Annotated in this window: 14 protein-coding genes; 9 read left to right on the forward strand and 5 right to left on the reverse strand. The window is 74.0% G+C overall.

Translation table 11 applies throughout. From position 1 onward, the window contains the following. Positions 1-250 precede the first annotated feature (250 nt). The gene (locus IF83_RS0105100; RefSeq protein ID WP_030542809.1) at positions 251-1,087 is read left to right on the forward strand and encodes a sulfurtransferase; all 837 of its coding nucleotides are present in this window, start codon (positions 251-253) and stop codon (positions 1,085-1,087) included. A gap of 73 nt (positions 1,088-1,160) precedes the next feature. On the opposite strand, the gene sepH is transcribed toward IF83_RS0105100, so the two are convergent. The 3 genes from sepH to IF83_RS0105115 form a co-directional block, all read right to left on the reverse strand. Next, positions 1,161-2,252, reverse strand: coding sequence for a septation protein SepH (gene sepH, locus IF83_RS0105105; RefSeq protein WP_030542810.1), 1,092 nt, complete (start codon positions 2,250-2,252; stop codon positions 1,161-1,163). A gap of 554 nt (positions 2,253-2,806) precedes the next feature. After that, positions 2,807-4,117: a D-arabinono-1,4-lactone oxidase gene (locus tag IF83_RS0105110; RefSeq protein WP_030542811.1), complete on the reverse strand. Its 1,311-nt coding sequence runs from the start codon at positions 4,115-4,117 to the stop codon at positions 2,807-2,809. Then, entirely contained in the window at positions 4,086-5,321 is a 1,236-nt protein-coding gene (locus IF83_RS0105115) for an MFS transporter (RefSeq protein WP_030542812.1), read from the reverse strand. The genes IF83_RS0105110 and IF83_RS0105115 overlap by 32 nt, the downstream gene beginning before the upstream one ends. Before the next feature lie 117 nt (positions 5,322-5,438). On the opposite strand from IF83_RS0105115, the gene IF83_RS0105120 reads away from it, so the two are divergent. Both IF83_RS0105120 and IF83_RS0105125 read left to right on the forward strand, forming a co-directional pair. After that, the gene (locus IF83_RS0105120) at positions 5,439-6,578 is read left to right on the forward strand and encodes a ferrochelatase (RefSeq protein ID WP_030542813.1); all 1,140 of its coding nucleotides are present in this window, start codon (positions 5,439-5,441) and stop codon (positions 6,576-6,578) included. After that, on the forward strand, positions 6,575-7,408 hold the full coding sequence (locus IF83_RS0105125) for an inositol monophosphatase family protein (RefSeq protein WP_030542814.1): 834 nt from the start codon (positions 6,575-6,577) through the stop codon (positions 7,406-7,408). Before IF83_RS0105120 ends, IF83_RS0105125 begins: the two co-directional genes overlap by 4 nt. Positions 7,409-7,497: 89 nt before the next feature. On the opposite strand, the gene IF83_RS33610 is transcribed toward IF83_RS0105125, so the two are convergent. Beyond that, positions 7,498-7,800 (reverse strand): hypothetical protein, encoded by a 303-nt coding sequence (locus IF83_RS33610; protein ID WP_158710997.1) that lies wholly within the window; start codon positions 7,798-7,800, stop codon positions 7,498-7,500. Positions 7,801-7,974: 174 nt separating this feature from the next. Between IF83_RS33610 and IF83_RS0105135 the strand changes: the two genes are divergently transcribed. The 4 genes from IF83_RS0105135 (at position 7,975) to IF83_RS29880 (ending at position 11,542) form a co-directional block, all read left to right on the forward strand. Continuing rightward, positions 7,975-8,628 (forward strand): response regulator transcription factor, encoded by a 654-nt coding sequence (locus tag IF83_RS0105135; RefSeq protein WP_030542815.1) that lies wholly within the window; start codon positions 7,975-7,977, stop codon positions 8,626-8,628. 6 nt (positions 8,629-8,634) lie between these two features. Beyond that, positions 8,635-9,882, forward strand: a complete 1,248-nt coding sequence (locus IF83_RS0105140; RefSeq protein ID WP_030542816.1) for a sensor histidine kinase — start codon at positions 8,635-8,637, stop codon at positions 9,880-9,882. 381 nt (positions 9,883-10,263) lie between these two features. Further along, the gene (locus IF83_RS0105145) at positions 10,264-10,563 is read left to right on the forward strand and encodes a DUF4193 domain-containing protein (RefSeq protein WP_019709681.1); all 300 of its coding nucleotides are present in this window, start codon (positions 10,264-10,266) and stop codon (positions 10,561-10,563) included. 13 nt (positions 10,564-10,576) lie between these two features. Then, entirely contained in the window at positions 10,577-11,542 is a 966-nt protein-coding gene (locus IF83_RS29880; RefSeq protein ID WP_078843178.1) for a hypothetical protein, read from the forward strand. A 40-nt stretch (positions 11,543-11,582) separates the two neighbouring features. On the opposite strand, the gene IF83_RS0105155 is transcribed toward IF83_RS29880, so the two are convergent. Beyond that, entirely contained in the window at positions 11,583-12,026 is a 444-nt protein-coding gene (locus IF83_RS0105155; protein WP_030542818.1) for a DUF3093 domain-containing protein, read from the reverse strand. A gap of 58 nt (positions 12,027-12,084) precedes the next feature. Here IF83_RS0105155 and IF83_RS0105160 point away from each other — a divergent pair, with 58 nt between their 5' ends. Both IF83_RS0105160 and dut read left to right on the forward strand, forming a co-directional pair. Continuing rightward, on the forward strand, positions 12,085-12,669 hold the full coding sequence (locus tag IF83_RS0105160; protein ID WP_030542819.1) for a PaaI family thioesterase: 585 nt from the start codon (positions 12,085-12,087) through the stop codon (positions 12,667-12,669). Next, the gene (gene dut / locus IF83_RS0105165; RefSeq protein ID WP_030542820.1) at positions 12,666-13,181 is read left to right on the forward strand and encodes a dUTP diphosphatase; all 516 of its coding nucleotides are present in this window, start codon (positions 12,666-12,668) and stop codon (positions 13,179-13,181) included. Before IF83_RS0105160 ends, dut begins: the two co-directional genes overlap by 4 nt.

A 13,181-nucleotide genomic window follows, 5' to 3' on the forward strand; every position in this document is an offset into this window, starting at 1 on the left:
CTCGGGGCGTTCGGATCCGGGCGGGACCGGGCGCACGTCGTCGCGGTGGGAGGGCGCCCGGCCTCATGCTTGCACCAGCTGCCGCGCCGAGGGAGACGGCCGCGCCGCGTTCCATGGCTTTGGGGTCAAGGATGCCCACTTTGCCGTTGCGTATCCGTGCCGGCGGTCCGGCTGTCCGACAACTGCCCGCCGTACGGCTGGTTTACGGGGTCTGCGGCCTGCGCAGCCGGGACTGCGCGAAGATGGCCGCATGGACACCCTCATCACCGCATCCGGACTGACCCGGGAAGCGGCGGGCGAACGGCCGCCGGTCCTGCTCGACGTGCGCTGGGAACTGGGCGGCCCCCCGGGCCGTCAGGCGTACGGGGAGGGGCACATCCCCGGCGCCGTCTTCGTGGACCTGGAGGCCGACCTCGCCGGCCCGGCCGGGAGCGGCGGCCGGCATCCGCTGCCGGACCCGGCCGTGTTCGGGTCCGCGATGCGCCGGGCCGGTGTCTCCCCGGAGCGGCCGGTCGTGGTGTACGACGACGCGCGGGGCTGGGGCGCCGCGCGCGCGTGGTGGCTGCTCCGCTGGGCCGGGCATCCGTCCGTGCGCGTGCTCGACGGCGGGCTCCGGGCCTGGCGGGAGCACGGCGGCCCGCTGGAGACGTCCGAACCCGCGCCCGCCGCCGGCACCTTCGAGCCCGTACCCGGCGGTCTCCCGGTGCTGGGCCCGGACGAGGCCGCCGAACTGGCGCGCAAGGGCGTGCTGCTGGACGCCCGCGCGGCGGAGCGCTACCGCGGCGAGGTGGAGCCGATCGACCCGGTGGCGGGCCACATCCCGGGCGCGCTGTCCGCGCCGACGGCCGGCAACCTCACCGCCGAGGGCCGGTTCCGCCCGGCGCGCGAGCTGGCCGAGCGCTTCGCCGCCCTCGGGGTCCGCGGTGACGCGCCCGTGGGCGTGTACTGCGGCTCCGGGGTCTCGGCGGCGCAGGAGGTGATCGCGCTGGAGCTGGCGGGCATCCCGGCGGCCCTGTACGCCGGCTCCTGGAGCGAGTGGTCCGCCGACCCGGACCGCCCGGTCGCCACGGGCGCCGACCCGGGCTGATCCGCGCCCCGCCGCCGGCCGACCCCGGCGGACCGGGTCCGGGCCACCGGGCGTCATCGCCGGACGGCTCCGGCTACTCCTGCTTCTTGCGGCGGGTGCCGAAGACGATCTCGTCCCAGCTCGGCACGGCCGCGCGGCGGCCCGGACGGACGCCGTCCGCCTCGGCCTGCCGGTCCGTGGTGCCGGTGAGCCGGTCCCGGTGCCCCGCCACGGCGCGCGGCATCAGCACGTCGGCGTACGCGGAACCGGCGCTCGCCGCGGCGGCGGGCGGCGCCGCGGGCTCCTCGGCGGCCGCCGGCTCGTCGTCCGGCGGGCTGTCGGCGGGCTCGGCACGGGACGGCGAGGTCTGCTCCGGTACGACCAGGTCGCCACGGAAGCTCGGCACCGCCTCCAGCAGGCTGGTCAGCGAGTCGCGGTCACGGCTCTCCCGCTCGGCGGCCTCGTCCGGCTCCGTCGACCGCGGCCGCTCCGAGCGGTCGATCGGGACGGTGCGGTCCATCGGACGGTCCCGGGGCAGGCGGGCGATCCGGGGGACGAACGGAACGCTCGGCTCGGGGGTGTCGTCCGTGTCCCCGATCAGCGAGCGGGCCTCGTCGTCCACCGCCTGCACCAGCCGGCGCGGGGGGTCGTAGGTCCAGCTCGCGGAGTGCGGTTCACCGGCGACCCGGTAGGCGAGCAGCACCTCCCAGGTGCCGTCGTCGCGCCGCCAGGAGTCCCACTGAACGGTGTCCTTCTCCGCGCCGCGCAGCATCAGGCGCTCGGCGACGGCCTCGCCGAGCTGGGGCCCGGTGTTCTCGCCCGGGCGGCGGACGGGGGTCTTGCGGGCCCGCTCGGCCATGAAGGCGCGCTCGGCGAGCACCGGGCCCTCGAAGCGGCGCACCCGCTCCACGGGGATACCGGCGAGCTGCGCGACCTCCTCGGCGGAGGCTCCCGCCCTTATCCGCGCCTGGATGTCCCGGGGGCGGAGGTGGCTCTCGACCTCGATCTCGATCTGGCCCAGCCGGGCACGGTCGTTCCGCACGGCGGCGCGCAGCCGCTCATCGATCGGAAGGGTGTATTCCGTGCTGTCCGCAGCCTTCAGCACCAGCCGTGTGCCGTCGTTGCTGACGGCCACGACACGCAGTTCGGGCATGGGGACCTCCCGGGTGGTGCCTGCCGACGTCACGTGCGTCGCTGCTTCCGCTAGACGAGTGTGGCCTGCCCGGGTGCAGCCTGCCACAGCATTGCCGAGTTGCCCGGCGTGTCGGGCCGGGAGGCCTTCTTCGCCGTTGTGGCGCGGTTACCCACACGTCACGATGCGTGACCACGCCGTCCGTCCCATGCACCCTACCCAGGTCCTGCCACGACTACGTCGGTCCGAACCCTGCTCCGGGCCGCTTTCGCGGCTCCGGGCAGCCTGGCGGGGAGCCGGAGCCAGGATTCGTCACAGTACTCCATTCAGCCCACCCGGGTGGACTGGCACGCCGCCGGCTTCTTCCCGGGGCCGGAACGGCCGGGAGGCGGATAACCGCGCACGGGAGGAGTTTCACCGAACCTCCCGATGCGGAGTCACCTCCTCCGTTTGCCGTGACCCCCGCCGCGGGCAGCCGGACCGCGGGCGGCTGGACGGAGAGTGACGGTCCGGCGGCCGCGGCGGGCGGACACCCGCCGCGACCGCCGGACCCGTACATCAGACCGAAGGAGCAGAAACCGGTACGCGCGGACGCCCGGCGCCCCCGGTCAGTCGCCCAGGACCCGCCGCAGATACGGATTGCCGAACACCCGCTCCGGGTCGAGCCGGTCGCGCAGCCCCGTGAACTCGCCGAAACGGGGGTACACGGAGGCGAGTTGCCCCGCGTCGCGGCTGTGCAGCTTCCCCCAGTGCGGGCGTCCCTCGTGCGCCGTCATGATCCGCTCCACCTCGGAGAAGTAGCGCCGGTACGGGGTGCCCCGGTACAGGTGCACGGCGATGTAGACGCTGTCCCGGCCGGAGGCGGTGGAGAGCGTGATGTCGTCGGCCGGCGCGGTGCGCACCTCGATGGGGAAGCCGACGCGCAGGCCGGAGCGTTCGATGAGGGCCTTCACCTCGCGGAGCGCCGCGGTGCCCGCCGCGCGCGGGACCGCGTACTCCATCTCCACGAAACGGACCCGGCGCGGGCAGGTGAAGACCTTGTAGGGGATATCGGTGTAGGTGCGGGCGGACAGCGCGCGGCCGGTGACCCGGGCCATCCGCGGTATCGCGGCGGGCACGGCGCGGCCCGCCGAACAGACCAGCTGGAAGGCACCGTTGGAGAGCAGTTCGTCCTCGACCCAGCCGCCGATCCGGCCGAGCGGGGCGGGGGGACCGGCGCTGCGGTTGTTCCGCTTGGTGTTGCAGTGCTCCGTGTGCGGGAACCAGTAGAACTCGAAGTGTTCGTTCTCCCGCGTCAGTTGGTCGAAGTCGGCGAGCACCCGGCCCAGCGGCATCGGTTCCTCGCGGGCGGTCAGCAGGAAGAGCGGTTCGACGGCGAAGGTGAGAGCGGTGACGATCCCCAGCGCGCCGAGGCCGATCCGGGCCGCGGCGAAGACCTCGGGGTTCTCCTCGCGCGAGCAGTGCAGCACCGAGCCGTCGGCGGTGACCAGTTCCAGCGCGGTGATCTGGGCCGACAGGGAGCCGGAGTCCCGCCCGGTGCCGTGCGTCCCGGTGCTCGTGGCACCGGCGGCGGTCTGCGCCATGATGTCGCCCATGTTCGTCAGCGACAGGCCCGCGCCGGCCAGGGTCTGGTTGAGCTGCCACAGCGGGGTGCCCGCCGCGACGGTGACCGTCCCGGCGTCCCGGTCGATCCGCTGGACACCGGTCAGCCGGTCGGGGCGGATCAGCACGCCGTCGGTGGCCGCGGCGGCGGTGAAGGAGTGGCCGGTGCCGACGGCCTTCACCGGTATCCCGTCCTCGGCCGCCGCCTTGACGATCCGGGCCACCTCGTCGGTGGTCGCGGGGGCGGGGGAGCGCAGCGGCCGCGCGGCCGCCGTCCCCGCCCAGTTACGCCACAGGCCGCCGGTCTTCTGCGTCATGTACTCCCACTTTCTCCCGCCGCGGAGCCGGCCGGAGCCGGCGGTACCCCAGGGATGCCACCACTGCCGCGAGAAGTCCAGCCCCGGCGGGCACCGAGTATCCGGCCCCGGCCCCCGCCGCGTCGACCACCCGGCCGCCGACGGCGGCCCCGGCGGCGATGCCGAGCTGCACGCCGGTGCTCGTCCAGGTCATGCCCTCGGTCAGCCGGGCGGCGGGGACGTGCCGCGCGACCAGCGCCATGGTGGTGACCGCCGTGGGGGCGATCGTCATGCCGGCGACGAACAGGGCGGCGGCCAGCGCGAGGAGGTTCCCGGCCAACAGCAGGGGCAGCGCGCAGAGGCCCATCGCCCACACCCCGAGCAGCCACCGCCGGGCCGGCGGCCCCTTGAGGTCCAGCAGCCCGAACACCCATGCGGCCAGCCCGGACCCCAGGGCGTACACGGCCAGGACGGGCCCGGCGAGCGCCGGCCGGCCGGCCTCCTCGGCGAAGGCCACCGTCACCACGTCGACGGAGCTGAAGATCGCGCCGCTGACGCCGAAGGTCATCACGAGCACCCGCAGGCCGGGGGAGCGGAGCGCCGAACCCGGGGTGTGCTGCTCCCGCGGGTGCGGCACGGGCTCGGTGGCGCGCTGCGCGGTCAGCCAGAGGACGCCGGTGACGAGGAACAGCAGGGCGGCCAGCGGGCCCGCCTCCGGGAACCACTGGGTGGACAACCCGATGGAGATGAGCGGTCCGAGGACGAAGCAGACCTCGTCGACCAGTGACTCCCAGGAGTACGCGGTGTGCAGCTTCCGCGGTTCCTCCCGGTGGAGCGCGGCCCAGCGCGAGCGGACCATCGAACCGAGGTGCGGTACGCACCCGGCGCCGGCCGCGAAGACGAAGTACGTCCAGGCGGGCAGTCCCTGGCGGGCGCTCACCAGCAGTCCCGTCACGGCCACCACCGCGCCGAGCAGCGCCGGGCGCAGCACCCGCCGCTGTCCGTACCGGTCGACGAGCCGCGACATCCGCGGGGACAGGCAGGCGGAGGACAGGGCCAGCGTCGCGGCGACCGCCCCCGCCAGCCCGTAGCGGCCCGTCAGCCGGGAGATCATCGTGACGACGCCGATGGCCAGCATGGCCGCCGGCATCCGCCCCAGGAGACCGGCCGCGGAGAACGCCCTGGTGCCGGGGTGCGCGAAGATCTCGCGATAGGGACTGGGCACGGACGGCTCCGGCGGGGACCTGGCGGACGGGGCGGGGCGCCTCAGCGTACGGCCGTCCGGGACCCCGGCGCCCGGGTATTTTCCCGGCCGCCGGCGGCGGGTGGCAGGATCGGCGGCATGTCCGATCAGTCAGTCCCCGATCCCTACGACGCCCTGCTGCTCCTGTCCTTCGGCGGCCCAGAGGGGCCGGACGACGTGGTGCCCTTCCTGGAGAACGTCACCCGTGGCCGGGGGATCCCCCGTGAACGGCTGGAGGAAGTGGGGCAGCACTACTTCCTCTTCGGGGGCGTGAGCCCCATCAACGACCAGAACCGCGAGCTGCTCGCCGCCCTGCGGAAGGACTTCGCGGAGCACGGTCTGGACCTCCCCGTCCACTGGGGCAACCGCAACTGGGCGCCCTACCTCACGGACACCCTGCGGGAGATGGTCACGGCCGGGCACCGCCGCATCCTGACCCTGGCCACCAGCGCCTACGCCTCGTACTCCGGCTGCCGCCAGTACCGCGAGAACCTCGCCGCGTCGCTGGCGACTCTGGAGGCGGAGGGCCTGCGGCTGCCGCGGATCGACAAGCTCCGCCACTACTTCAACCACCCCGGCTTCGTCGAACCCATGATCGAGGCGACGCTCACGGCGCTCGCCGGGCTGCCGGAGGAGGTGCGGGAGGGCGCCCATCTGGCGTTCACCACCCACTCCATCCCCACGGCCTCGGCCGACACCTCCGGGCCGCCCGGGGGCCACGGTGACGGCGGCGCGTACGTCGCGCAGCACCTGGACACCGCCCGGCTGATCGCCGCGGCCGTGCGCGCCGAGGACGGGGTGGAGCGGCCCTGGCGGCTGGTCTACCAGTCGCGCAGCGGCGCCCCGCACATCCCCTGGCTGGAGCCGGACATCTGCGAGCACCTGGAGGAGCTGCACGGCGCGGGCGCGCCCGCGGTCGTCATGGTCCCCATCGGCTTCGTCTCCGACCACATGGAGGTCATCTACGACCTCGACACGGAGGCCATGGCGAAGGCCACCGCGCTGGACCTGCCGGTGGCCCGTGCGGGCACCGTGGGCGCCGACCCGCGCTTCGTGGCCGGCATCCGGGAGCTGGTCCTGGAGCGCGCGGCGGCCGAGCGCGGCGAGGAGGTGCGGCGCCGCGCGCTGGGCACCCTCGGTGCGAGCCACGACCTCTGCCCGGTGGGCTGCTGCCCCGGCCGGGCGCCGAAGCCGGCCGCGGCCGGCGCGGACGACCCGTACGCGGGAGCCGCGCGATGAGCGCCCGGGGGACGGACCTCGGAGCCCTCGGCCGGGAGCTGCTGCCGATCGCCCTGGAGGCGGCCGAGCGCGCCGGGACGCTGCTGCGCGACAGCCGCCCGGACGACCTGGGCGTGGCCGCGACCAAGTCCAGCGCCATCGACGTGGTCACCGAGATGGACATCGCCTCGGAGAAGCTGATCCGGGACTTCCTCGCGGAGCGGCGGCCGGACGACGGCCTCCTCGGCGAGGAGGGCGCGGACACCGCGGGCAGCAGCGGCGTCCGCTGGATCGTCGATCCCATCGACGGCACGGTCAACTACCTCTACGGGCGGCCCGACTGGGCGGTGAGCATCGCCGCCGAATGCGACGGCGAGACGGTGGCCGGCGTGGTGGCGGCACCGATACGGGGCGAGACGTCCCGGGCGGTGCTGGGCGGCGGGGCGTACCGGGGGGAGCGGCGGCTGCGCTGCAATCCCGCGCCGCCGCTGGAGCGGGCCCTCATCGGCACCGGCTTCGGCTACGTCCGCGAGCGCAAGATCGGGCAGGCCGCGGTGCTCCGCGCGCTGGTGCCGGACCTGCGGGACGTCCGGCGCTCCGGGTCCGCCGCGATCGACCTCTGCGACGTGGCGGCGGGCCGGCTCGACGGCTACTACGAGCGCGGGCTGAACCCGTGGGACTACGCGGCGGGCGAGCTGATCGCCCGGGAGGCCGGAGCGGTCACCGGCGGACGGCCGGGGGTGCCGCTCTCCGGCGAACTGGCCGTGGCCGCCCCGCCGGGGCTCTTCGAGGCGCTGCGCGGCCGGCTGGAGGAGCTGGGCGCCTGGCACGACGACCACCCCGCCGGCTGATCCGGGCCGCGCACCGCGGAAACGGCGGAGGGCGCCCCGGTACCGGATGACCGGTACCGGGGCGCCCTCGCTGTGATCGGGGTGCCGGCTCAGGCGCTCAGGGCGCCGACCTCCACGCCGTGCTCGGCCGCGAGGCGACGGAGATCGTCCAGCTCCGCGAGCTCCACCTCCACGAGGAAGTCGTCGCCCGTCTCCCGAGCGCGCGACAGATCGGACTCGGTGTTCTGTATACGCTGCAGAAGTCCTGCGGTGAACGCGTCCATGGTTGCGCCCCCTCGTCGTGGGTCGATGGCACGGGGGTGTGCCGACGGCGGGTTGATCACGCACCGCTTCTCCGCGGGGGACAGCAGGCCGTGGCATGCCACGTACAGGGCGTGATCTCGGGTGTGCATTCGTCCTCCCCAACCCGGACCTCAGAGAAACCTCAAACGCGATAAGAATCCTGATTCTCCCGATCCGGTGATCCTCTTACCGCCGGTTTACGGCCGGCGGGGGCAGGATGGGGAGGATCACCCGAACAGCGTCCGGCCCGGTCACGGGCCGCGAGTCAGGGAAGGGAACGTGCCGTGCGCGTACTCGTCGTCGAGGACGAGCAGCTGCTCGCCGATGCGGTGGCCACCGGCCTGCGCCGGGAGGCCATGGCCGTCGACGTCGTGTACGACGGCGCCGCCGCCCAGGAGCGGGTCGACGTCAACGAGTACGACGTGGTCGTCCTCGACCGGGACCTGCCGCTGGTGCACGGGGACGACGTCTGCCGGCACATCGTGGAGCTCGGGCTGCCGACCCGGGTGCTGATGCTCACCGCATCCGGCGACGTCAGCGACCGCGTCGAGGGCCTGGAGATCGGCGCCGACGACTACCTCCCCAAGCCGTTCGCCTTCAGCGAACTCACCGCCCGGGTGCGGGCCCTCGGGCGCCGCACGACCGCGCCGCTGCCCCCCGTCCTGGAGCGGTCCGGCATCCGGCTCGACCCCAACCGCCGCGAGGTCTTCCGGGAGGGGCGGCAGGTGCAGCTGGCGCCGAAGGAGTTCGCGGTACTGGAGGTGCTGATGCGGGCCGAGGGCTCCGTGGTCTCGGCCGAGCAGCTGCTGGAGAAGGCCTGGGACGAGAACACCGACCCCTTCACCAACGTGGTCCGGGTCACCGTCATGACGCTCCGCCGCAAGCTCGGCGAGCCGCCCGTGATCATCACGGTCCCCGGCTCCGGCTACCGGGTCTGAGCGGCCGTGGCAGGCACGCCCGCGCCCCCCGCGACGCCCCCCAAGCCCACCTGGGATCCCCAGACGGCGCCCGGCGGCCCGCGGCCCTGGCTCCGTCCGACGATCCGGATCCGGCTCACCCTGCTCTACGGCGGCATGTTCCTGATCGCCGGCATCGTGCTGCTGTCGATCATCTACCTGCTGGCCGCCGAGGCGCTGGACAAGGGCAACGCCCTGCCGTTCAAGGTGCTGGAGGGCAGCTTCCGGCCGACCAGCAGCACCTGCCCGAACCTCACCGACCGCTTCTTTGAGAACCAGGAGGAGTTCAACGCCGCTCTGGAGGCCTGCATGGACTACCAGCGGCAGCTCGCGCTGGACAACCTCCTGCGGCGCTCGCTGCTGGCCCTGCTCGGTCTCAGCGTGGCCGCGTTCGCCTTCGGCTACGCCATGGCGGGCCGGGTGCTCTCGCCGCTCGGCCGGATCACCCGCACCGCCCGCCGGGTGGTCGGCTCCGACCTGTCGCGCCGGATCGAAATGGACGGCCCGGACGACGAGTTGAAGGAACTGGCGGACACCTTCGACGAGATGCTGGACCGGCTGGACCGGGCGTTCGACGCCCAGCGCCGCTTCGTCGCCAACGCCTCGCACGAGCTGCGCACCCCGCTGGCGATCAACCGCACCCTGCTGGAGGTCCAGCTCTCCGACCCGGAGGCGGGGCCCGAACTCACCCAGCTCGGCAAGACGCTGCTGGCCACCAACGAGCGCAGTGAGCAGCTCGTCGAGGGCCTGCTGCTGCTGGCCCGGAGCGAGAACGAGATCGTCGACCGCAAGCCGGTGGACCTGGCGGAGGTCGCCTCGCAGGCCGTGGAGCAGGTCCGCGAGGAGGCCCGGGGCAAGGGCGTGGAGCTGCGGGGCGAGCGGCGGCTCGCGGTCGTCCTGGGCAACGGGGTGCTGCTGGAGCGCGTCGCCCTCAACCTGCTGCAGAACGCGGTGCGGTACAACGCGCCGGACGGCTGGGTGGAGATCTCCACCGGGCAGTGGGAGAGCGGGGCCTCCCTGGTGGTCTCGAACACCGGGCCCGTGGTCCCGGCGTACGAGCTGGAGAACATCTTCGAGCCCTTCCGCAGGCTGCGCACCGAGCGCACCGGCAGCGACAAGGGCGTCGGGCTCGGGCTGTCGATCGTCCGCTCGGTGGTCCGGGCGCACGGCGGCCACGTCAGCGCGGAACCGCGGGAGGGCGGTGGTCTCGTGATGCGGGTCACCCTCCCCGTCTGAGATGCTGTCCGTGGTTCGCTTTGGGCGGAAATTCCCGGGACGGTCCCGGGACTCCTCTTGTGGAATCGCTCACAATCGCGATTTTCGGCCCCTTGACCCTCCGTGACCGTACAGGTCCCCGGAAAGCCGGGAAAATGCGGGTTTTCGAGGCCCTTGATCACGGGAAGTACACGGGATGGCCCCGCGCGGCGGGGGAACACGACCGTGTACGGTCCCCATCGCCATCCAACGCACTCGCCCCTTCAGGGGGGCGGTTGGGTGTCGATTGAGTAACAGACCTTGATGTGAGGCAAAATCTCCGCCTCAGGTCGGGCACAAGACCGGCCCCTCACGCGTTACGAGCGCTGAGACACCAGCAGACACCCAGAGGGGGAGAGCGACATGGCGACGGACTACGACACCCCACGCAAGACCGATGACGAGCTCAACGAGGACAGCCTCGAAGAGCTCAAGGCCCGGCGCAACGACAAGTCCACGTCCAGTGTGGACGTCGACGAGTTCGAGCAGGCCGAGGGCCTGGAGCTGCCCGGAGCGGACCTCTCCAACGAGGAGCTGTCCGTCCGCGTGCTGCCCCGGCAGGCCGACGAGTTCACCTGCATGAGCTGCTTCCTCGTGCACCACCGGAGCCAGCTGGCGGCGGAGAAGAACGGCCAGCCGGTCTGCCGCGACTGCGCGGCCTGAGGCCGGGACGGCCGTGACAGGCTCCACGCCGTCCCGTAAACGTCGCATCCGGCGGCAGGGCTCTCCGGGTTCCGGGGAGGACCGCGCGGGCCGTACGGCCCCCGTGGAAGGCGCTCAGGCGCCCACGGAACAGGACGCCCTGCCGGCGGACTCCACCGGACGCCCCGACCAGGCGTCCGGCACCACCGGCCCCGCGCACGGGGAGCGGGGCCGCACGGCCTCGCTCGTGGCGGCGGCCGGGCGGGGGGTGGCACGCGGAGGGCGCGGCGTCCGCAGCGGTCTCGCGGTGGTCTCCGACCGCATCATCGACACCGCGCCGCGCGTCCCGGTCCGGGACCTGGCGGCGCTCCGCGGGCAGTTCCCGGGGCTCGACGCCGAGGAGCTGGCCGACAGGCTGGTGGCCGGAGCGGTCCGCGCCTCCTCCGCGATCGGCGCGAGCGTGGGCGCGGCGGCCATGCTCCCCACTCCTCCCGCGATGCCGGCCGAGCTGGCCGCCGAGATCGTCGGCGTCGCCTCCGTCGAGTACAAGCTCATCGCCGAGCTCCACGAGGTCTACGGCATGCGCGCCCCCGGCAACGCCACGCAGCGCGCCTACGCGTACCTCTCCGCGTGGACCGAGCAGCGCGGGATCGACGTCACCGCCACCGCCGACGTGAGTTCCCTGCTCGGTGCCCAGATGCGCAGACGGCTGCGGCACCAGGTGCTCAAGCGCACCGTGCGCAACTTCCCCACCCTGGTGCCCTTCATGATCGGCGCCGCCGCCGGGGCCGTGATGAACCGGCGCGAGACCGCCGCCCTCGCTGCGAAGATCCGCCGGGACCTGCGCCGGCGGCAGGTGCCCTGGGACCAGCTCCCGCCCGGCCCGGACCCGCAGCCCGGCAGCCCCAAGTCGCTCCAGGGGCCCGGCGCCGCCGGTCCGGAGGGTGCCGCTCCGGACGCCGCTGGTCCGGAGGACGGAAACCCGGGCACCGCCCGCTGAGACCGGAGCCGCCGGGGCCGGGACCGCCGGTGCGCGGGCGTCAGGACCGCACGGCCGCGAGTGCCGCGGCCAGCTCCTCGGGGTGCCGGGTCGACAGATAGACGTACGGCGTGGGGTCGGCCGGGTCCGTGACCTCCACCCGCAGCGCCGTCGGGATGTAGCTGCGCAGCAGCATGAACGCGCGCGGATCGGCCTTGTGCGTGCGCCAGGCCATCGCCTCCGCCCGGTCCAGCACCTGGGCCCCGCCGAGAGCCTCCACCGGGATCCGCGCGTCACCGGCGACCAGCGAGCCCGCGACCACCCGGATCCGCGCCGAGCCGTACGAGCTGACGGCCGCCGCCGCGAGCGCCCCGCCGGCGATCAGCGCGCCCAGCACGGCCAGGATGCCGAAGGGCGCCGCGGTCAGCGCGCAGAAGAGTCCGGCGGCGACGGCGGCGGCCCACCAGGAGGCGGGCGCGGTGAGGCGTTCCTCGTACGACTGCATGGTCCAAGCTTGGCACGCCCGCGACCGGGCGTGACCGGCGCGGGTAGGGTCTGCACTCGTGAGTGGACCAACGACATCGCTGACGCCCCCTGCCGACGCCCGGCAGCCGGAACGGCACCCCGACGCCCCCGCGCCCGGAGAGCTCCTCGGCTCCCATTACGACCAGTGCTTCGGCTGCGGCGGCCTGCAGCCGCACGGGCTGCATCTGGAGACGCGCGCCGGCGAGGGCGTGAGCGTCACCGCCGTCTTCACCGTCAAGGAGGCCCACCAGGGCGCACCGGGCCTCGCTCACGGCGGTGTGCTGGCCACGGCGCTGGACGAGACGCTCGGCGGGCTGAGCTGGCTGCTGCGCACCATCGCGGTGACCGGCCGGCTGGAGACGGACTACGTCCGGCCGGTGCCGGTGGGCACCGAGCTGCACCTGGCCGCGGAGGTGACCGCGGTGCACGGCCGCAAGATCTACAGCACCGCGACGGGCCGCATCGGCGGCCCGGACGGGCCCGTCGCCGTCCGGGCGACCGCGCTCTTCATCGAGGTCAAGGTCGACCACTTCATCGAGAACGGCCGGGACGAGGAGATCCGGGCCGCGATGTCGGACCCGGACCAGATCAAGGTCACCCGCGCCTTCGAGGTGAACCCGTGACCCGCCCGCCGGTCCCCGTGCTGCTGCGGCGGCTCGACCCGGAGGTGCCGGTCCCCTCCTACGGCCACCCCGGCGACGCGGGCGCCGACCTCGTCACCACCGAGGCCGCCGAACTCGCCCCCGGGGAGCGGGCGGTGCTGCCCACCGGGGTGGCGATCGCCCTCCCCGACGGCTACGCGGCCTTCGTGCACCCGCGCTCCGGCCTCGCCGCCCGCTGCGGCGTCGCCCTCGTGAATGCGCCCGGCACCGTGGATGCCGGGTACCGTGGGGAGATCAAGGTGACCGTGGTCAATCTGGACCCGCGCGAGACCGTGCGGTTCGAGAAGTTCGACCGGGTCGCCCAGCTGATCGTCCAGCAGGTCGAGAAGGTGAGCTTCCACGAGGTCGCGGAGCTGCCCGGCTCGGCGCGGGGCGCGAACGGCTTCGGGTCGACCGGTGGCCACGCCGCGATGGACGGCTCCGCCGGGGGACATGATTACGCTTCGGTCGTCAACGACCGGGAAGGACAGTGA

This window comes from Streptomyces albus subsp. albus (assembly GCF_000719865.1).
GTDB lineage: Bacteria > Actinomycetota > Actinomycetes > Streptomycetales > Streptomycetaceae > Streptomyces > Streptomyces albus_E.